Origin of the sequence: Streptococcus sp. AM43-2AT (assembly GCF_003603405.1) — a bacterium.
Lineage (GTDB): Bacteria > Bacillota > Bacilli > Lactobacillales > Streptococcaceae > Streptococcus > Streptococcus ilei.
In genome coordinates this window covers 156,940-175,616 of record NZ_QTND01000003.1, presented here as the reverse complement: position 1 = coordinate 175,616, position 18,677 = coordinate 156,940, and the positions used below count along the sequence as shown (strand labels likewise).

Here is an 18,677-nt window from a genome sequence, read left to right as displayed (position 1 = left end):
AACTCACTTTACAAATTCGTAAAGTGAGTTTTTTCATATCTTATTGTTTACCAGACTGTTCCATATTCCAGAAGTCTGTCACGGCACCGCGTGAAGCAGAGGATACCGTGTGGGCATACTTACCGAGAACCCCACGGCTATAGAGTGGTGGCAAGGTTGTTTCAGCCTTCCGTTTCGCCAATTCTTCGTCTGAGACGTGCATGGTGATTTCTTTAGTATCTTGGTCGACTGTTACCATGTCCCCTGTGTGGAGGTAGGCGATTGGGCCACCGACCTGAGCTTCAGGCGCAATGTGACCGACAACGAGACCATAAGTACCACCAGAGAAGCGTCCGTCTGTCAAGAGGGCAACCTTGTCTCCTTGGCCTTTCCCAACGATCATAGATGACAAGGACAGCATTTCCGGCATACCAGGACCACCTTTCGGACCAACGAAACGAACGACAACAACATCGCCATCCACGATTTCATCTGAAAGAACCGCTTCAATGGCAGCTTCTTCGGAGTCAAAGACCTTAGCAGGACCGGTGATGTTGCGGACCTTCACACCTGATACTTTGGCAACCGCCCCTTCTGGAGCCAAGTTCCCTTTCAGGATGATCAATGGACCATCCGCACGTTTTGGATTTTCAAGTGGCATGATGACTTTTTGACCTGGTGTCAAATCAGCGAAGGCTTCCAAGTTTTCGGCAACAGTTTTACCGGTACATGTGATCCGATCACCATGAAGGAAACCATTTTTCAGAAGGTATTTCATGACAGCTGGCACACCACCAACATTGTAAAGGTCTTGGAAGACGTATTGACCAGAAGGTTTCAAGTCTGCCAAGTGAGGGACGCGCTCTTGGAAATCGTTGAAGTCTTCAAGGGTCAAGTCAACATTGGCTGCGTGAGCGATGGCAAGCAAGTGAAGGGTCGCATTGGTTGATCCACCCAGGGCCATAGTCACCGTAATGGCATCTTCAAAGGCTTCACGGGTCAAGATGTCAGATGGTTTCAGTCCCATTTCAAGCATCTTGACAACTGCACGACCAGCTTCTTCGATGTCAGCTTTTTTATCTGCTGATTCAGCAGGGTGAGAAGATGAACCTGGTAAGCTCATCCCAAGGACCTCGATCGCTGTCGCCATGGTATTGGCAGTGTACATTCCACCACAACCACCAGGGCCAGGGCAGGCATTACATTCCAGTTGCTTCACTTCTTCAGCCGTCATGTCACCATGGTTCCATTTTCCGATTCCTTCGAAAACAGAAACCAAGTCGATATCCTTACCGTTTAGATTACCTGGTGCAATGGTACCACCGTAGGCAAAGATTGCTGGAATATCCATATTGGCAATAGCAATCATAGAACCAGGCATGTTCTTGTCACAGCCACCGATAGCTACAAAGGCATCAACGTTGTGACCACCCATAGCCGCTTCGATAGAGTCCGCGATGATATCACGAGAAGTCAAGGAGAAGCGCATCCCAGGCGTTCCCATAGCGATCCCATCCGCAACAGTAATAGTTCCGAATTGGACCGGCCAAGCTCCCGCATCTTTCACACCTTCTTTGGCCAATTTCCCAAAATCATGCAGGTGCATGTTACAAGGCGTGTTTTCAGCCCAAGTAGAGATGACCCCTACAATTGGTTTTTCAAAGTTTTCATCGGTCATCCCAGTTGCCCGAAGCATAGCCCGGTTAGGGGATTTGACCATGCTGTCGTAGACGCTACTGCGATGGCGTGTATCTAATTCTGTCATCTGATTCCCTCTCACGTATTTTTTTATTATTATAGCACAATTTACAGTCCAACGATAGAAGAAAATTCTTGAATTTTCAGACAATTTAACAGAGTGAGGATGGAGAACAGCAGGATGAAAGAAATTATTTGAAAAAAGTTGTCAAGTAACTTTACTTTACAAAAAAGTTTTGTTATACTGTTAAAGTTGATGAAAATCAAACCTAATTGAATTTATATCTTAAAAGGAGAAAAACGAAATGGCAGTACCTGCACGTCGCACATCAAAAGCGAAGAAAAACAAACGTCGTACGCACTACAAAGTAACAGCTCCATCTGTAAACTTTGACGAAGCAACTGGAGATTACTCACGTTCTCACCGTGTATCACTTAAAGGATACTACAAAGGACGTAAGATCGCTAAAGCTGCATCAGCTGAATAATAGAAGGGAGATACCATGCGCGTAAATATTACACTTGAACACAAAGAATCTGGTGAACGCTTGTACCTTACTTCTAAAAACAAACGTAACACTCCAGACCGTCTTCAATTGAAGAAATACTCACCAAAACTTCGCAAACACGTTGTGTTTACTGAAGTGAAGTAGGGGTTCAATACGAATCAATACAGAAGAAAAACGCTGATTTCAAGCGTTTTTTCTTTTTGCCAAATGCGATATATTGCACTGTATTTCAATTCAAACTCTACCTTTTTCTCTACCTTTTTTCTTAAGACCTGGTTTGGAAAGTATGGGTTTCAGTTGGACTAAAAACAGGGGAATATTTTTAGTTCTGTAAGTATTAATCTATATGCTTACATATATCTTTTGGTCTCTATCCTTTAGGTGAAAATACCGATTTTATGGTATAATAAGGATAACTCTATATAAGGAGGTGTGCCATGACTCTTGATGTAAATAAAGAAGAATTAACAATTTTAGGGATTCCCTTTGATAACTTTTCGGATTTTGATACTGTCTGGTATGCTATTGGGTCATCAATGATTGAAAATTATGAACCTACTGTTCAAGATGTGATTGATTTAAAAACTTATGTTATCAACAGACGAAAGGAATTGAATATTGGTTAAAAATCAATATGAAGGATATGAGTACATTGACCCCAATCATCAATATACCTATCCAAATTCTACAGTCTTAATCAACAAACAAAATGTTACAAATATTGAAGAAGCCTATCGGAATGAGCATTTATTCGTTACTAGAAGGCTTGCAGACTTACGCTTGAAAGTCATTGAAGTCTACTCCATTAGTGATATTTTAGCCATTCATAAATATTTATTTCAAGATGTCTATGCTTGGGCGGGACAATTTCGCAAAGTGAATATCTCAAAAAATGGGAATCCTTTTATGTCAATACAATCTTTCAGTACTGCCCAAGCTTATATAAACCGCCTTATTCATACCTATTATCAAACTGCTAATTCAAAAGATGAGATTATTAAACAATTAGCAAAAATTCTTGATAATCTTAATTATTTCCATCCCTTTCGAGAAGGGAATGGACGAACTCAACGAGAAGTCATTCGTTCCTTAGCATTATCAAAAGGATACTCTGCACAAATACGTGTGGAGCAAGATGACGAGGTTTACAATCTTTATATGGACGGAACAGTCTATGGAGATTTAGGAAAGTTAGAAGAACTACTTGGTAAAATATTGGAAAAATTGTAAATTAGTCTACAAAAATACTTCTATGTTTTTAAATATCCTAAATATCACAGAAAATTATAACTTACCAAGGTTTAAATCATAATAGATAGACAAAAAGCTTCTGAAATCTAACATTTCAGAAGCTTTTTTCTTGTCATAAAATGGCTGCAACTATTATTATTCAATACATATTATATCAATTCATGTGATAATTTTTCTAAATTATCCTTGCTATCCTAATATCATTCCTAAGAAAATCAAAGATTTATGACTAAATGGATAGATGATTACGAATATAAGGTTAGGAGATTAGAGAATTTTATCAATATACTTGATAATACAAGAAATCAAAATGTTACCAAATTAGAACGGGAAACAAAATCAGTATAGTTATTTGAGATACCATGAAAAAATTATAAGGCTGATAGTATTAATATCACTATCAGCCTTACAGGTTATTTAACGTTTCAGAAAAACTATAATGTCAAGATTAACTATACAGTATCTAATTCCTTCAAATAATTTTCTATCTTCATCAACATTAAAGGATTGTTATAAATCTTACATAACTCTCTTGCTTCTATATAATAATTTTTGACTTGTTCTTTGTCTAGAAATTTGGCTCCAGCATTTCCTACAAGAATAAGTAGGGGAGCCAGTTGGTAGCTTGTCTGTCTTTGTTTACAGAGTTCAATCGTCTCAAGAGCTTCTTGGATGGCTTCGTTATATTTTTCCTTTGACACTAGGTAGTGAGCGTAGTTGTAACGAACTCTGATGTAGCCAAATAAAAACTCTTGATGCTCAAAATTTTTTGTCTGATATAACTCCATTAAATGAGAGTAGTTTGCCTCATATTCTTGTTCACGACCCACTAAGGAATAGAAATTAGATAGAGTATTCAATACCTTTAAATAAATCAGAGTATTTGAGGAGACTTTTAATAATATATTTTCCAATGAAGAAATAGCCTCACACTTACTGTCATATTGATAGAAGTCAATAATAGCTTTAATCCATTCAAGGTAAGTTCGGTCTTCTAGTGTTAGAAAAGTACTTCGTTCAATCTCTATTCTATAAATATATTCCAAATCATCATAATTTCTGTCATCTAATAGTCGAGCAGATAATTGCTTGAAATTAGAGAGGTTAGATTTAATTTCAATTTGTTCATTAAAAAAATAATCTAATGGTACTTCAAGTCGTTGTGAGAGTTTGAACAAAAGGTCTGCGGAGGGAATGAAATACCCTCTCTCAATTTTACTAATCTGGCTTTGTTCACAAATTCCTTCTGCAAGAGTTTGTTGGGAGAGTCCTAGCTCTTTTCTTTTTAATCTGAATTTCTCTGCGAGTGTATTCATTAAAGATAATAAACCTTCCTATTTGCTTAATTTCATTATAAAATTTTTAGTTCAAAATAGCAAGTTAAAGGAATAAATAATTCTTTATGGTAATAAAAAAAAAAAAAAAGTTCAAAACGCAATAAAAATAATTGCCTAAATAATATATATGTGTTAGAATAAAAACAAGGAAAAAGAAAGGGGTTTCATTTCATGAGAAAAAAACGTGGAATTAAAAAATTAGTTACATTTGCATTACTAGGTGTTTTTATGTTTAGTAATACAATTCCTTACCAACAGTTTATTCAGAAGAATAAACAATTGGAGATTCGAGTGCAATCACAAAAGGAGTCCAATGGTCTTGATGTTGGGAAGGCTGATTAGTTGATTAAATGATGAAAATACTAATTAACTATATGGTATTTCTGTTTTATCTAATTTTTAATTAGAAAGAAGTGATTCTAATGTACAAGGGTGTAATTTGTTAGAATTTCAAAAATTTAGAGCATTTTTGGCTTAGTAATATGTGTTGAAGGCTCAAAATTTATGGTAAAAAAGTAGCTTTGAAAACGTATTACCTCCAAAGATTTAGTTAAATAATGAATTAACATAAAAAGAAATTATTGAAGTTCTGGAAAGATGTTGTTTCAGTATTGAAATCATTGAGAAAAAGTGGGAAAAATTTGCGATTTTCACAGAGAAAGGAAGAAAAAGTATAGAAATAAGTCTTGAAAAACTGGATTTGAAGAATTATTTTGATTATATTGTTTCGGATGACAATTGCTATTGAAGATTCGTACTCAGGGATACAGGTATCAACTAGTGCTGGTATTGATACTATTGGATATTACGATTACCCATTGCCTTTATTTAATGCTAAGGCAAATTGGAAGGCTGGAAGTATGCAAGAAGTATTGAACGTAATTCAATCACAACATGAGTTTTAAAACGTCTAGACGTACTTAGAAAAATTAAAAATATACTTTTCGGGAATCTGTCCATAGATGAACAAAAGAAGCTTCAAAAAAATGTTTCTAATATTTATTTTAGGTCTATTTGTAGGTCTATTCTTAATCCCATTACTTAGATCACATATAGTTGGTTGGCTAAAAACTATATGTGGTTAATAGTAATGATAACCTTATTTAACAAAAAGTTTTCCCTTTTATTTTTTAATAGCATTGTTTTGACAAATTGACTTCCACGTTTATTGGCGGTAGAAGTTAGTTTAAGAATATAGCACTTCGAGAAATTGCCTATTTTTATAGAAGCATATTATTAAGTAAAAAAACAAAAGGAAGGTGATATTATGAAATATCATAAAATAATTATTAAAGGTAGTTGTACCTTATTGTTAATTTTTTCTTCGTTCTCTCCCTTAAGTACTGTACTGTCTGAAGAACAGTCAGCTCCTCCGATTGAGATTTTGCAACAAGAAATCTCCAAATTAAGATTAGAAGAAGGTAAGCAATATACATTACAAGAATTATTAGACAGAACGTCTCTGTCAAACTATGAAAAAGAAATAATATCTAAGGAAATCATTACACAAGTACAAAAAGAAATTAATGAAGAACAGTCAAGATCTATGTTTCGAGCTCTCGTAACTAATGTTTATAGACATTTAAGTCCTTCGGAAGTTAAAGAATGTGCACGACAATTTCGAACAATTGGTAGTTTAGTAAAATTAATTCCAAAATATGGCTCTTTAATTGAAAAACTCTATATCGTAAACGCTGAATCATATGAATATGCTGCTGCAAGAGGTTGGGGAATTGATCTTTTGGTAACCTTAGATCCTTATAATCCTACAAGTACAGGTATGACTTTCAGTTTTAGATATTCTCATTAGTTTAATTAAAGGAGGGACTGTGTTATGGTAACTAAGTATTACAAGTATATTCCTTGGTTGATCTTAGGAGCTATTGGATCTTATGAATCAGCAACTTATTTTGGACATAGCACATTTGATACGCTGTATTTATCTATTGTTTTTATGATTGTTTACGTAGCTTTATTCATTCTACACGAAAAATATCTGAAATATAAATATAAAGAAATATTTACACATATTATGAGCAATCCTGAAAAAGATCATCATCCCTAGTAAGATATAGAATAATAAAGCCCTAGCAACCAGATTGTACTGACCCCAAAAAGTTAGACAATTAATTTAAGCAAAGGATTTAGTTCTGTATTGTACAGGACTAAATCCTTTTAGTTTTACCTTAATTCGTTTGTTGTTGTAGTAATCAATATAGTCGACAATAGCTTGTTCCAAGTGCTCAAGTGACTGAAACGTATTCTCATAACCATAAAACATTTCAGACTTAAGAATGCCAAAGAAAGATTCCATCATACCGTTATCTGGGCTATTTCCCTGACGTGACATAGATGGTTGGATTCCCTTATTCTTTAAAAAATGATGATAGAAATCGTGTTGGTATTGCCATCCTTGGTCACTATGGAGAATTGTATTTTCGTAATGGTTCGCTGTAAAGGCTTGCTCTAGCATAGCTTTCATTTGTACTAAGTTCGGCGAAGTAGAAAGATTGTAGGAGATAATTTCGCTGTTAAAGCCATCTAAAACTGGTGATAAATAAAGCTTGAATGAAAGGTATAATAAAAAAACTTGTTATGGAAATCGTTTTTGGTTGAAACCGAGAATAACATCGGAATTATAAGGAGATATACTAAATTTTTTAAAAATTAGCAATGATTGCGCTTTCATTTGATGAGGTGCATAATAAAATTGTATCTAGTATACATAGTGGAGAGTAGCAAGATTGGAGGCAAATTATGAATGGATATCAAGTTGATACAGCAAATTTAGCTGAGCTATCAAGAATTGGTAATAGTAATCAAAGAATTGGGGATGTTGAACCACAAGCTACTATTACAACAATTCCTCTTACACTTATTTTAACAGCGCACCTATGTGCTCCTGTTACCATAATTACTGTAACTTTCAAAAAGCGTTGTTTCTAAGTAAATTATAATTAAATTAAAGTAGTGCTACTCTCCATTATTTATATTGAAGCATAGATAGGGGTTATTATGAGAGAATATGAGATAGTTGATAAGAGTTCATTATTGGAAGCAATTTACAGTATTTTTGACTTGGATTATCACGAATCAAAACTTATTGAAATATGTAATAAAGTTGGAACGGTAGAGTTGTATTCTCGTTTAAAAAAACAGCTAGACGATAGTATTTTTTATTTAATTTCAAATGCTTTAGCTGAAGAATACCAATTTTACAAGAAAAATCATATCTTACATGGTGACAACTATGTTGATAGAACGGAAGATTTTTTATCAAAGTTAAGTGAATATAGTGGTATATCTTCTTTCCTTGAGAAGTATCCTATTCTAAAAGATAAAATTAATATAAAAATAAATAATTTTTTTAGTTATTCTATCGAAATTATAACTAATTTAGAAAAAGATAAACAGGCAATAAGTGAAGTAACTGAAATTGAAGATTTTACTATTAGTTCAATTTCTGATACAGAAGGAGACACTCATAATGGTGCTTCAGTCCGAATTGTCGAGTTATTAAATGGTGAGAAAGTAGTCTACAAACCTCGTTCTTTAGCCACAGATAATATGCTACACTCTGTGATAAATTTCCTAAAGGAAGTAGATAGTAGTTTAAAATTTTATATTCCATGGAGTATTAGCTTTGATGATCATTCATGGCAGGAATTTATTGAAGATAGTCCATTAAACAGTTGGGAATCAGTTTCAGAATTTTATTATCTGTCTGGTATCTATTTGTCTGTATTTTTATTATTTGGCACTTGTGATTTACATTACGAGAATATCCATGTGAAAAATCAATCACCAGTATTTATTGACTTAGAAGTTCTTGGATTGGGAGAGGCTTCAGAAGGTTTTCCTATATTTAAATTTGATTTACCGCAAACAAGTGTTTTAAACAGCTATCTCTTACCTATACCTTCTAATAAAGATATAATGTTATTTAATGCAAGTGGTTTATTTCCAGATACAAAAAATTCAAAAACAACCATAATCAATGAGTTAGAAATCTCTGAAGTAAATGAATGGAAATTTGTTCAAAGAGAAATCAGAGCAACTCATTTGATTGAAAAACTATCCTACAATGGAAAGAAGGTTTTACCGGAACAAGTCGAAAAAGAAATAAAAGCGGGTTTTACAACAGGTCTTGATATTATTCTTAAAAATAAAGATATAATTAGGTCTATATTGAATGATGGCTTTAAGCAAGTTATAAAAATTCGACAAGTATTGCGACCAACGGTTGTTTATAGTAAATTTTTGGAAGTGTCTAATTCTTATAAATACTTGACTTCATCTGATGCTAGAGATAATTTATTTAATGTTTTACTAGAAAACTTCAAGCCAGGTAATTTAGGATATTTTAGGGTACAGGATGAGATAAGGCAATTAAAGAATGATGATGTACCTTGTTTCTATATGTATTCTAACTCAAAGAATCTTTATAATAATAACGACATTATTATCGAAGATTATTACTCAAAAGACTATCAAAGTGCTTTGTTTGAGAGATTGGACTTGCTAGATTATCCAGACCTTGAAAAACAAATTAGGTATATTGAGTTATCTCTTGCAGCCTATTATCCCCTAACTGATTTTTTTCATCCAATTAATGAGAGTGGAAAAAGAGAGAGAAAAATTGAGGAAATCACGAATGAGTTCATTGATTATATTTCTGATGTAAGTGTTGAATATGCACCAGATAGATTAGAGCTTTATACACTTCAAGTCAATTCATTAAATGGTGAAGAGAAAATGTTTATTGAAGGTATAGAATCTGGCTTATATAATTCTGGAGGAATAGTGCTTACTCTGATTAATTTAGATAATAGTAAGTCTCAAGAAACTGCAAAAAAATTGTATGACACAATAAAAGAAAAAGCTTTATCATATTTAAGAAATCCGCAAAATGAGATAAATATAGGAGTTTTTACAGGTTTGGGAGGATTGGTTTATCTTACATATCAATTCTATAATAAGACAAGAAGTCAAGAATATCTTAATACTTTAATGGAACTACAGTCTCTAATTAAGAAAAAATATGAGCAAATAAAAGTAGATAAATTTAATGATTTTATTAATGGTGAAGTTGGTTTACTAACTCTCCTATCTAATATCTATCAAAAGGAAAGTGACTTGGTAGATTCAGAACTCATGGATACTCTATATGAGATAGTAAAAGAGTCGTTTTTAGAAACAAATGATCTTTCTTATTCTCATGGAATAATAGGAGAAGGCATTTCATTGTTATCATTATACAAAATACATCCTTCAGTGCATATTTTAAACAGAATAGAAGAGATTCTTAAATCAGTAAAAGCTAATATTGATTTACTAAAGGAAAGTAATTCATGGTGTAGAGGTATGATGGGTTACTATTTATTTCTCTATAGAATTGCTGAAGAAAATTTCGCCTTTTCAGAAAACTGTAAATTGGAACTTGGCCGATTAACTATTGACGATGTGAAGAACTTATTAAGTTTAAATAGTATTTCATTATGTCATGGTAACGTTGGAAATATTTTGATATTAAATAGAATTTGTAATTTGTTCAATAAAAACGTGAGAGATTATTGTATGGATGTTGTATCGAACTCTATCTCAGATCCCTTCTTGATTAAATGGACAAGGGGCTCAAGTCATTATCTGGAATCCTTTATGTTGGGAATGTCTGGTAGTATTTATGCAATGGAATTAATTCGTAAAGGTGGTGGACCATTAATACATTTGATGGAAGTATAGTAGCAAAGGAGAGGGAAATGAAAGTATTCGTTTGTACTGGAGCGATTGGACATGATTCTTCAACAACAAATTTTGTTGTTGAAGAGTTCATAAAAGGATTAATAAAACATGGTAATGAAGATGTGATTGTATTTTATGCAAATTTATTGAATTATCATATTGAATTTTGCGATGGGTCTATACAGCCTTTTATAACCGGGAAAACTCAGTCAAGTGATGATATGGTTTTTTTAGAAAAAGAAATGTTATCGTCAGATTTGATTGTTATAGCTTCGCCGGTTTATGCAAATACTGTCTCAGGGTCTATTAAGACATTTATAGACAGGATTGCTCACTGGACACATCTTTTTAGATTGTGTGGTAAGTATGGAGCGTTATTTTCAATTTCTAGTAATAGTGGAGCAGAAGATACGTTAAACTATTTAAACGATATCATGGGAACTATGGGACTATCAATTGTTTGCAAAGAAGGTTTTATCACGAATACTTATACAAAGGAAGCTATAAAAAATATTTTAGATGTTCAATCTGCACTTGTAATTAAAAAAATTGAATCAGGAGCTCTGGAATTCAGCCACGATCAAGAATATAATTTTAAAAAATACCAAAAACTGTATAGTAATGGTAAAGGCTATGCAAATGAATTGGACTATTGGAAAAGTAATAAAATGTTTGAGGTTGAGAGTCTATCTCAATTAGCAAAAACTTATAGTGGTGGTGTGATATTATGAATGACGATGACTGGTTGATGCGCCAATTTAAAGGCGTCTCTAATATGATTGGAACTATCTTGAATTTAAAAGTCAGTCAACTTGATTTAGGTATTGTAGAGGATGAGGAGGGAAATTTAATTAAAGGAGAAATATATTTAGAAAATCTTTTAAAATCTGAAAGATTTTTAGAAGTCAATTCTTTCATAAAATCTAAAATGAAGGTACTAAATTTCCACGAGTATACAATACTGATTGATTACTATATTGGATATCTATCAAGTTTAGATGGTGAGATTTTAAAAAAAAACCAACTAGATCCAAAGAAGATAAAAGAAATAGAAGCTAATCTAAAGCAATTTGAGTGGTAATATGAAGACAGTCTTATTTAAAACAAAAAAAATGCTTTTAATTTTATTATCTATATTGATAATTCTAGAGTCGCTTTTAGCAATTCCCTTACCATATATATCTAAATTTCTAATTGATGATGTAATTGGTAAAGGAAACTATGAAAAAACTGAGCTAGTTTTTATTGTTTTTTTGATATTTTTATTCCTTCAATTTATATCAAGCAACTTTTTGACTAGAGTAACTGCTAAAATAGAAGTAGACTTAATAAAATTTATTAGACAAAAAATTATAATATCCATTCTAAGCAAAAGATTCGTATCTGATGATGATAAAAGTAGAGCGCAAGAGATAATTTTGAATGATATAGAAACATATGTTTCAAATATACTCACCATATTTTATGCCCTTCTATCAAATCTATTAAAAATCATAGGATGTGTAACTATTATTCTACAGATTAACTTCTGGTTAGGTATGGTGTGTCTTGTTTTTGTACCAGTGTATGTTTTTTGGACAATTTTTATTAGTAATAAATTAAAAAACCTTACTTATATAGCTAAAAACAATCGAGATAATCTTATTCATACTACTGTGAATATATTATACAACCATCTAACGGTAAAAATATATAATTTATTTCAATTGGTATATACATCATTTAAACTAGTTGTAAATGAGAATGCAACTACTCTTAAACGTATTAAAATATACTCTAATATTGTGTCTATTATATCTAATTTGATAATTACATCAGCAACGTTTTTACCCATCTTTATTGGTATTAATTTAGTTAAAAATAATATTTTGACAGTAGGTGATTTAATTGCTTTTAATGCTTATATAGGGATGTTATTTTCTCCTATAACAGCTATTATCTCGACAATAACTACTATAAAATTGAATTCGGTTTATCATACACGAATTACTGAATTTTTATCTGGCGATGGATATATTAATACTAGTTTTTCAACAAAATCTACAATTAATACGTTGATTATGAAAAATGTGAATCTATTTGTTGATGATAAAAAAATAGTAGAATCAATTAATTTAGAATTAAAATCTGGAGATATCATACAGATTAAAGGAGATAACGGAAGTGGAAAATCGTTATTTCTAAAGTCTATGATTAATCTAAATGAATTTTCGGGTGATATTATTTTCAATGGTATTGATATAAAGGAAAAAACGATAGAACAACTAAGTAATGAAATTGTTTATGTCTCTAATGAACTTGGATTTGTTGGAGGCAAACTAATTGAAAATATACCTGAAACTGAAGAGATCAAGCATATCTTTGAAATTGTTAATTTGTCATCAAGATTAAAGAAAATTGAAAATTTATTTGATTTTGCCATGGAGAATATTGTTAATGAATTTAGCTCAGGAGAATTACAAAAATTAAAAATTGCCCGAGCTCTGAACAAAAAACCTAAAATTTTACTATTAGATGAAATGTTTTCTCATATTAGTAAAAACGATTCAAGCATGATACTTGAAAATATTTCAAACTATTTACCTGATGCTATTATCATTTTAGTAGAACATCATTATGCTTCAGAAATTGTTACTCAAGTTTATAAAATAAATCAAAGAAAAATCGTGAAAGTGTAAAGGAAAATCGCATCAAGTTCATCATTATGTGACGAATAAAAGTGGCTTTTTTTTTACAAAAAATAGACTCCATAATTCCTACGGTAGTTTTACTCACTACAGAAATTATAGAGCCTTTTTATATTACTTGTTAAATGGTTGTAATTTGGATTTTCTTAAGTTGAACTTGTAAAATAGAAGTGTATACATTTTTAATCTATAGTCGTAGAGATTTAGTAAAACTATAGCCAAATATAGATCTTTTTCTAAAATTTACTAATGTCTGTTATAATGGACATTATTTGAGATTTCCATTATAACAGACATTGATACAGTTTTGTAACATTATTTTGGTATAGTAATATTATAAAAGGAGGCGAGAAACATGAGAAAATTTGTTAGCATATTATTGTTGTTATTATCAATAATTACGCTAATTGCTTGCACTAAAAATAAGCAACAATCTCTGGATGGCGAATACTATTGGATATCAAGTGAAAGAAATGAATTGGCGTTTACTATAAAGGGGAATAGAGGTTCAATAAAACACGGAGAAGCTGATAGTTTTATCATTAACAAAAAAAAGAGTACGATCGAATTAACTGGACAAAATATTGCAAGTCGAACAGAAGAATATTCATTTAAAGATGGGGTCTTTTCTGTTGATATTAGTGGAGTTAAGCACGACTACTATCTTAAAGATAGCGAAGCATATAATAACGCACTAAAACAATATGGATATAAATAACATCATTCACACCTATTTTCCCGAATAGGTGTTTTTTTGTGCTAAATAGATTCCTTCAAAAAACTTTTAAGCTTATTATTAACCGATTAGCTTATATTTCATGCAAATTAGCTTAATCAAAGAAATTGGATTATATTTTATTATACAATGGAGTCATGAATAATTTAAAAGAAGCAAATATTAGAAAAGTCATTTGGCATATTAGACGTCACCTAAACGAACTATTAAACTCACAGGATGAAAAATATAGGAAACATGAAATGTTTCACCTAAGATCTAGTATTGAATGTTTAGAACGTGTAATGAACAACGAAAAACCCTATCCACCTATGGATAGGGAAGAAGTGTTTTAAAAGTCATTGTATCTATTATATTATAAAATTTAGTATTAAAAAAAGTACACTATTATTATTTTACATTAACAATATCACTGTTCAACAGGTAAGAAATTCCCTACAATAATCCCTACAATTCTAGGATCTTCATCATACGAAAGAAAAATATCTCGATATTTTGGATTGATAGAAACTAATCGTAAACCCTGTTCTTCCTGGTAAACTCTTTTAATGTATGTCTGATTATTACAGACTACTGCATATACTGCACCATCATAATCAAACCCTGTCTCACGAATGAGAGCCACAGAGCCATTTTGATATTTGGGCTCCATTGAGTCACCAGAAATCCATGAGGCGAAATCATGGGCTAGTTCTTCATTAAAATAAACAGTATCATAGTTCTGATCGTTATAAACCGATGAGCCAATACCAGCAGACATTTTTTCGTAAACATGGTATTCGTATAGTTTTTCTGATATCGAAACAACATTCTTACATTGTTCTTTTTGAACCAGGTTTCTAACATAATTAAGTGCTTGATCCTTAGCTTCATCTGATAAAACATTATATAGTCGGGCAATTTCAAGCTCTGTAAAATAGCCTTTTGGAGCATTTAGAATCTGCTCCAAAAGCTTTACTTTTTCTCTAGATGGTTGTTTTACTCCACGCTCCCATGCAGAATAGGCTTGGTAGGTAATACCCAATTGATCTGCAATATCTTTTTGAGTCATTTTTAGCTCTTTTCTGCGAGCCTTTAGTTTTTCTGGTTGGTACATCGTTTCCCTCACATTAATAGTAATTTCAATTCAGCTTTTTGTTTTGCCTCTTTGTCTGTTAGCTTATTTTTATCCCAAACATAAGCTATAGATTTCCCTTTGTCATAAATGAGCCATACTTTTAAATTGTCACGGCAGGTCTTTATTGTTTTCCAATTCTCTTGGTTTAGAAGTTCTGGATACTCTTGACTAGTAACGAAACCTCTTTTGCTCACTGCTGGCTCTATCTTATTAATTAGAGAAGTCTGGTAGTTGTTAAACTCCTTTATAATATGTTCTTTTATGCTATGAAATAAAAGGAGAAGTGTGGCATTTTGTCCATCAATATAAGCATCGATAGCCTGCTTAATGGTACTTTCTTTTTCAGGATAATATTCTCTAAGAAGATCTAAAAGTCGATAAAACAATGCCTGTTTTGAAACATCCAGGCTATTTTGAATGTGTTGAAAGGTGTCGCAACTATAATAAATCTTTGACAACAAAACAATATCAGGCATTAATACTACAGCAGAGAAAATATTCGCTTCTCGCTCTAGTAAGTTCTCCTGATTATCAATAGATTCTGCAAAATAATTACCTTCATGCTTAAGTATGAAATGTCCTAGTTCATGACACAGAGTAAAATTTTGCTTTACAATCGGATTATCCTTTTCATAAGAAAAACTAATACCTAATTCATCAATAACAGTTAATCCTTCAATTTTGTGATTTGAGAAGTGGTGACTAATTACTTGAATTTTATATTTTTGAATACAATATTGAAAAAAGTAATTGAAATTATAATTTAATAATGAAATATCATTATCCTTCATGTACTGGTATAACACATGTTTTGTAGACTTACTTATTCTTGTATACAATTCATCCAAAGAATGATACCTCCTTTAAGTATAAAATACAAAACTAAACCAATTCGGTTGAGTTTATTATATAAAAAAAGTGGATGTGTGTCCACTTTTTTTATATTACGTTAAATATATAAACATAGTCTAATTATTTCTTTTTTTTACCAAAGCTGAAAGTGCTATTCCTCCAAAAGTCAGCAACGCCCCTCCAATTTTATTCCTGTGTTCTCTATAAAATCTTTCGTGCTCTCCACAGAATTTTGCTTTTGGAGAGTATACTTCTTTATTACATCTAAAGTATTTACATGTTTTAACTTTCTCTTCTTTCATTCGTATCTTCCTCTACTAATAATGTTTCTGAATGGTTAACCAATGCATTGATATTTTCTGAAATACTCTGTGTCAAATTTATAAAAGAGCTGCTATTTCCTTTTGTAAAATTATCAATTTTCCAAGCTAAACTTTTTCCATCATATTTAGGCTCAAGTAAAGTTTGCTCAGTAAAAGCTTTGTAATTGCTTAATACAGCTATAACAGACTCATGTTCCTCTAATACCGTATAAGCAACAACATTTAACTGCATTGCAGATGATAGGTAACTAATTGATTGTTGAAGCAGAGTATTTATTCTTTTTGCATCTTTTGAATTGGTTTTAATGTTGATAAAGTCTAAACCATCTGTGTAAATTGACATCATTAGTTTTGCAATGGTATTATTATTTTCTTTAATCGCTGAAAGTAGTAATCCTTTTTTTAATTGCTCATTTCTGGTTGCTAAGGCCTCTACAATTAGTTGGCGAGCACTGAAAAAGCCTGAAAATCTATCATTGTATTGCCCTTGTTCCACGCGGATAACTAGTTCATTTAAGCTTTCAATTTGTTCTGAAATAGATGCTAGTTGCCCTTGTATTGCAGAAAGCTCAGGTAGATTCCCTAACTCTTTGACAGTCCTTTTCTCTAAGGTTACACTACTTTTAATTTTTCCAGATTCAGTATCTTTTAATACTGCATAGGTCTCGCCTGTCTTTTTTCGTATACCATAACTCCATTCTCCCGATTTTAACTTTTCTTTTGCAACTTCAGATAATTTTGCAACGTATTCTACATTGTCATTATCATTCTTTTCAATAAGCTTTTTTAATAATTTAGCTTCAGGAATATGAGCAAATAAATTATTTCTAATCTTATTAGCAACTACTAAAGAGGCTTCTTTTTGCAGTGGAGTTAATGAATATGATTGGAAATCATAGTTGTATAGCTCCTTTTTTCTGACATCAATTTCAAAATGCTCTATTTTTGGTATTTCAATTTCAAAACTTTCCATACTTTAATCTCCATTTTTAGAACTTTAATTTAAAGCTCTATAGTTTGCATTGTTTTTAGATCTTTGGTAACGATCGCAGTATCAAATCGTATTTCAAATAAAACTAAAGATTCCCCTGCAAATTCAATAGTATTTTTGTAACCTGGTACTTTAGCAATAAATTGGTCCGCCACTTCAAAAATAGTTCTGGTACTTTTTTGAACTGAGCCCTTAGCTTTTACGTGTTCATTTCTAGAGTGTGGAATTGTAGTAAATGCAATATGAGAGTTTGATTCCATTTCCTTAATCTTATCATTATCTTTGAAAGATGCGAAATAGAGTGTATTATTGGTTGAATCAAAAACAAAATTTACTATTCTTACATTTGGAATATTGTTTACAGATGTCGCTAAGGCAATTTCTTTTTGTTCTGACATTATTTTCAAAAATTCTTTTTTTACATCCATTTATAAAACACTCCTTTTAATCAATGAAGTTATCAAACAAAAAAGCTAATTTTTAGTTTACTTGTTTTCTTCAAACGCCTTCTTACGTTTTTCCATAAATTCAATCAACTCTTTTTTAAAGATTTCTTTTTCTTCATCGGTTAAACCTCTTGAGTTCATACGGAAAAGTAATTCAATATTATCTAGTTCATCTGATTTTTCTTCTGAGTTCCCAACTAGATAATCAATTGATACATCAAGAATTTGTGCAATTTTAACGAGATTTTCTTGTGTTGGTTTTTTCTTGCCTCTCTCCCAGTCTGCATAGGAAGATTGTCCTATCCCTAATCGTTTTGCGAGTTCAACCTGAGTTAAGTGAGCTTGTTTTCGTAATTCTTTTAAACGTTCTGCAAACGCCATAGCTGTTCCTCTTCAAATTTTTTTAAAAAATTTCAAAAACCCCTTGACTTTTATCGCTAACAGCGATAAAATATAAATATAGCTGGTAGCGATATTAAAAATCAAAATAATAATCCCTAGCAATTGAGATCATTGACAATTAAATAAAAAGTGCGTCTGACAACCAGAGGACTGACTATCAAACTACACTAAACTTCGTACCTTTATTGTAATTTATTTGATACTAAAAGTCAAGTCCGTTTTATGGTTGAAGTGAAGATTAAAAACAAGTATTTGTGGGCTTCCACGCATTTCGGACTTTCGCACTTTTCCGAATAGTAAAGTGAACTGGCTTCGCCAAAGGGCGTAAGAGAATCTCTTGGGTATGATCAAGACTACCTAAAGAGATTGGCTGGGAAAGCGATGGTAATTCACGCAAAGCACCTTGCTAAACGTTGCCACCGTGGAAAGAGGGATCTTTCCAACCAAACAACTTTTCTTTACTGCTGTCTATCTAATTAGATAGACCTACTCTCAAGCTACTAAGTTCTTTCCTTTTTTCACTTAGTAGCTTTTTTACTTATTACAATAAAGGAGAATGATATGACAAACTTTTTTCGCACTACAATGTAAGCGACTCTATGAAAAT

General features: G+C 31.9%; 21 protein-coding genes and 1 pseudogene. 13 read left to right on the top strand and 9 right to left on the bottom strand.

All coding sequences use genetic code 11. The features are described from left to right. Positions 1 to 40: 40 nt before the first annotated feature. Entirely contained in the window at positions 41 to 1,744 is a 1,704-nt protein-coding gene (gene ilvD / locus DW930_RS07930; protein WP_023027509.1) for a dihydroxy-acid dehydratase, read from the bottom strand. A 238-nt stretch (positions 1,745 to 1,982) separates the two neighbouring features. Between ilvD and rpmF the strand changes: the two genes are divergently transcribed. From rpmF to DW930_RS07910, 4 genes are all read left to right on the top strand, one after another. Continuing rightward, complete coding sequence (rpmF, locus tag DW930_RS07925) at positions 1,983 to 2,165, top strand: 50S ribosomal protein L32 (protein ID WP_003009516.1); 183 nt, start codon at positions 1,983 to 1,985, stop codon at positions 2,163 to 2,165. Positions 2,166 to 2,180: 15 nt separating this feature from the next. Then, the gene (rpmG, locus tag DW930_RS07920; protein WP_001265622.1) at positions 2,181 to 2,330 is read left to right on the top strand and encodes a 50S ribosomal protein L33; all 150 of its coding nucleotides are present in this window, start codon (positions 2,181 to 2,183) and stop codon (positions 2,328 to 2,330) included. 293 nt (positions 2,331 to 2,623) lie between these two features. Next, positions 2,624 to 2,812, top strand: a complete 189-nt coding sequence (locus DW930_RS07915; RefSeq protein ID WP_014713950.1) for a hypothetical protein — start codon at positions 2,624 to 2,626, stop codon at positions 2,810 to 2,812. Beyond that, positions 2,805 to 3,416 (top strand): Fic family protein, encoded by a 612-nt coding sequence (locus tag DW930_RS07910; protein WP_123159719.1) that lies wholly within the window; start codon positions 2,805 to 2,807, stop codon positions 3,414 to 3,416. The genes DW930_RS07915 and DW930_RS07910 overlap by 8 nt, the downstream gene beginning before the upstream one ends. A gap of 473 nt (positions 3,417 to 3,889) precedes the next feature. Here DW930_RS07910 and DW930_RS07900 read toward each other — a convergent pair whose 3' ends face one another. Then, complete coding sequence (locus tag DW930_RS07900; protein WP_123159718.1) at positions 3,890 to 4,753, bottom strand: helix-turn-helix transcriptional regulator; 864 nt, start codon at positions 4,751 to 4,753, stop codon at positions 3,890 to 3,892. 192 nt (positions 4,754 to 4,945) lie between these two features. Here DW930_RS07900 and DW930_RS10660 point away from each other — a divergent pair, with 192 nt between their 5' ends. The 3 genes from DW930_RS10660 (at position 4,946) to DW930_RS07880 (ending at position 6,839) form a co-directional block, all read left to right on the top strand. Then, positions 4,946 to 5,116 carry a PhrA family quorum-sensing system peptide gene (locus DW930_RS10660; RefSeq protein ID WP_001227861.1) on the top strand — a complete coding sequence of 57 codons (171 nt, stop codon included), beginning with the start codon at positions 4,946 to 4,948 and terminating at the stop codon, positions 5,114 to 5,116. A gap of 925 nt (positions 5,117 to 6,041) precedes the next feature. Then, positions 6,042 to 6,584, top strand: a complete 543-nt coding sequence (locus DW930_RS07885) for a hypothetical protein (protein ID WP_123159717.1) — start codon at positions 6,042 to 6,044, stop codon at positions 6,582 to 6,584. A 24-nt stretch (positions 6,585 to 6,608) separates the two neighbouring features. After that, a complete protein-coding gene (locus DW930_RS07880; RefSeq protein WP_023027513.1) occupies positions 6,609 to 6,839 on the top strand; it encodes a hypothetical protein in 231 nt (76 codons plus the stop codon). 66 nt (positions 6,840 to 6,905) lie between these two features. On the opposite strand, the pseudogene DW930_RS07875 reads toward DW930_RS07880, so the two are convergent. Continuing rightward, positions 6,906 to 7,340: pseudogene (locus DW930_RS07875) on the bottom strand (IS3 family transposase); the annotation flags it as partial. A gap of 191 nt (positions 7,341 to 7,531) precedes the next feature. Between DW930_RS07875 and DW930_RS07870 the strand changes: the two are divergent. The 6 genes from DW930_RS07870 (at position 7,532) to DW930_RS07845 (ending at position 13,921) form a co-directional block, all read left to right on the top strand. Next, positions 7,532 to 7,720, top strand: coding sequence for a hypothetical protein (locus DW930_RS07870; RefSeq protein ID WP_049472403.1), 189 nt, complete (start codon positions 7,532 to 7,534; stop codon positions 7,718 to 7,720). Positions 7,721 to 7,789: 69 nt separating this feature from the next. Beyond that, positions 7,790 to 10,516, top strand: coding sequence for a type 2 lanthipeptide synthetase LanM (lanM, locus tag DW930_RS07865; protein ID WP_070846256.1), 2,727 nt, complete (start codon positions 7,790 to 7,792; stop codon positions 10,514 to 10,516). 17 nt (positions 10,517 to 10,533) lie between these two features. Next, on the top strand, positions 10,534 to 11,247 hold the full coding sequence (locus DW930_RS07860; protein WP_123159716.1) for a flavodoxin family protein: 714 nt from the start codon (positions 10,534 to 10,536) through the stop codon (positions 11,245 to 11,247). Further along, a complete protein-coding gene (locus DW930_RS07855) occupies positions 11,244 to 11,597 on the top strand; it encodes a hypothetical protein (protein WP_123159715.1) in 354 nt (117 codons plus the stop codon). The genes DW930_RS07860 and DW930_RS07855 overlap by 4 nt, the downstream gene beginning before the upstream one ends. A 1-nt stretch (position 11,598) precedes the next feature. Then, positions 11,599 to 13,194, top strand: a complete 1,596-nt coding sequence (locus tag DW930_RS07850; RefSeq protein WP_123159714.1) for an ABC transporter ATP-binding protein — start codon at positions 11,599 to 11,601, stop codon at positions 13,192 to 13,194. Between the two features lie 364 nt (positions 13,195 to 13,558). Continuing rightward, complete coding sequence (locus tag DW930_RS07845) at positions 13,559 to 13,921, top strand: hypothetical protein (protein ID WP_123159713.1); 363 nt, start codon at positions 13,559 to 13,561, stop codon at positions 13,919 to 13,921. A gap of 427 nt (positions 13,922 to 14,348) precedes the next feature. Here the strand turns inward: DW930_RS07845 and DW930_RS07835 are convergent, their stop codons facing one another. The 6 genes from DW930_RS07835 to DW930_RS07810 all read right to left on the bottom strand — a co-directional run bounded on the left by DW930_RS07835 (position 14,349) and on the right by DW930_RS07810 (position 18,049). Beyond that, the gene (locus DW930_RS07835; RefSeq protein ID WP_123159712.1) at positions 14,349 to 15,035 is read right to left on the bottom strand and encodes an XRE family transcriptional regulator; all 687 of its coding nucleotides are present in this window, start codon (positions 15,033 to 15,035) and stop codon (positions 14,349 to 14,351) included. 8 nt (positions 15,036 to 15,043) lie between these two features. After that, positions 15,044 to 15,904, bottom strand: coding sequence for an ImmA/IrrE family metallo-endopeptidase (locus DW930_RS07830; protein ID WP_123159711.1), 861 nt, complete (start codon positions 15,902 to 15,904; stop codon positions 15,044 to 15,046). Positions 15,905 to 16,024: 120 nt separating this feature from the next. Then, a complete protein-coding gene (locus tag DW930_RS07825) occupies positions 16,025 to 16,210 on the bottom strand; it encodes a hypothetical protein (RefSeq protein ID WP_049502660.1) in 186 nt (61 codons plus the stop codon). Then, positions 16,191 to 17,204: a hypothetical protein gene (locus DW930_RS07820; RefSeq protein WP_123159710.1), complete on the bottom strand. Its 1,014-nt coding sequence runs from the start codon at positions 17,202 to 17,204 to the stop codon at positions 16,191 to 16,193. Before DW930_RS07820 ends, DW930_RS07825 begins: the two co-directional genes overlap by 20 nt. 29 nt (positions 17,205 to 17,233) lie before the next feature. Further along, entirely contained in the window at positions 17,234 to 17,650 is a 417-nt protein-coding gene (locus tag DW930_RS07815; RefSeq protein WP_123159709.1) for a pyridoxamine 5'-phosphate oxidase family protein, read from the bottom strand. A 57-nt stretch (positions 17,651 to 17,707) separates the two neighbouring features. Further along, a complete protein-coding gene (locus tag DW930_RS07810) occupies positions 17,708 to 18,049 on the bottom strand; it encodes a helix-turn-helix transcriptional regulator (protein WP_041826463.1) in 342 nt (113 codons plus the stop codon). Between the last annotated feature and the right edge of the window lie 628 nt (positions 18,050 to 18,677).

What these genes read in the sequence shown, in the direction of transcription:
- DW930_RS07915 (WP_014713950.1), top strand. Translation starts at nt 2,624, where the DNA reads ATGACTCTTGATGTAAATAAAGAAGAATTAACAATTTTAGGGATTCCC.
- rpmF (WP_003009516.1), top strand. Translation starts at nt 1,983, where the DNA reads ATGGCAGTACCTGCACGTCGCACATCAAAAGCGAAGAAAAACAAACGT.
- DW930_RS07835 (WP_123159712.1), bottom strand. Translation starts at nt 15,035, where the DNA reads ATGTACCAACCAGAAAAACTAAAGGCTCGCAGAAAAGAGCTAAAAATG.
- DW930_RS07820 (WP_123159710.1), bottom strand. Translation starts at nt 17,204, where the DNA reads ATGGAAAGTTTTGAAATTGAAATACCAAAAATAGAGCATTTTGAAATT.
- DW930_RS07815 (WP_123159709.1), bottom strand. Translation starts at nt 17,650, where the DNA reads ATGGATGTAAAAAAAGAATTTTTGAAAATAATGTCAGAACAAAAAGAA.
- DW930_RS07860 (WP_123159716.1), top strand. Translation starts at nt 10,534, where the DNA reads ATGAAAGTATTCGTTTGTACTGGAGCGATTGGACATGATTCTTCAACA.
- lanM (WP_070846256.1), top strand. Translation starts at nt 7,790, where the DNA reads ATGAGAGAATATGAGATAGTTGATAAGAGTTCATTATTGGAAGCAATT.
- DW930_RS07810 (WP_041826463.1), bottom strand. Translation starts at nt 18,049, where the DNA reads ATGGCGTTTGCAGAACGTTTAAAAGAATTACGAAAACAAGCTCACTTA.
- DW930_RS07845 (WP_123159713.1), top strand. Translation starts at nt 13,559, where the DNA reads ATGAGAAAATTTGTTAGCATATTATTGTTGTTATTATCAATAATTACG.
- DW930_RS07850 (WP_123159714.1), top strand. Translation starts at nt 11,599, where the DNA reads ATGAAGACAGTCTTATTTAAAACAAAAAAAATGCTTTTAATTTTATTA.
- DW930_RS07880 (WP_023027513.1), top strand. Translation starts at nt 6,609, where the DNA reads ATGGTAACTAAGTATTACAAGTATATTCCTTGGTTGATCTTAGGAGCT.
- ilvD (WP_023027509.1), bottom strand. Translation starts at nt 1,744, where the DNA reads ATGACAGAATTAGATACACGCCATCGCAGTAGCGTCTACGACAGCATG.
- rpmG (WP_001265622.1), top strand. Translation starts at nt 2,181, where the DNA reads ATGCGCGTAAATATTACACTTGAACACAAAGAATCTGGTGAACGCTTG.
- DW930_RS10660 (WP_001227861.1), top strand. Translation starts at nt 4,946, where the DNA reads ATGAGAAAAAAACGTGGAATTAAAAAATTAGTTACATTTGCATTACTA.
- DW930_RS07870 (WP_049472403.1), top strand. Translation starts at nt 7,532, where the DNA reads ATGAATGGATATCAAGTTGATACAGCAAATTTAGCTGAGCTATCAAGA.
- DW930_RS07825 (WP_049502660.1), bottom strand. Translation starts at nt 16,210, where the DNA reads ATGAAAGAAGAGAAAGTTAAAACATGTAAATACTTTAGATGTAATAAA.
- DW930_RS07855 (WP_123159715.1), top strand. Translation starts at nt 11,244, where the DNA reads ATGAATGACGATGACTGGTTGATGCGCCAATTTAAAGGCGTCTCTAAT.
- DW930_RS07900 (WP_123159718.1), bottom strand. Translation starts at nt 4,753, where the DNA reads ATGAATACACTCGCAGAGAAATTCAGATTAAAAAGAAAAGAGCTAGGA.
- DW930_RS07885 (WP_123159717.1), top strand. Translation starts at nt 6,042, where the DNA reads ATGAAATATCATAAAATAATTATTAAAGGTAGTTGTACCTTATTGTTA.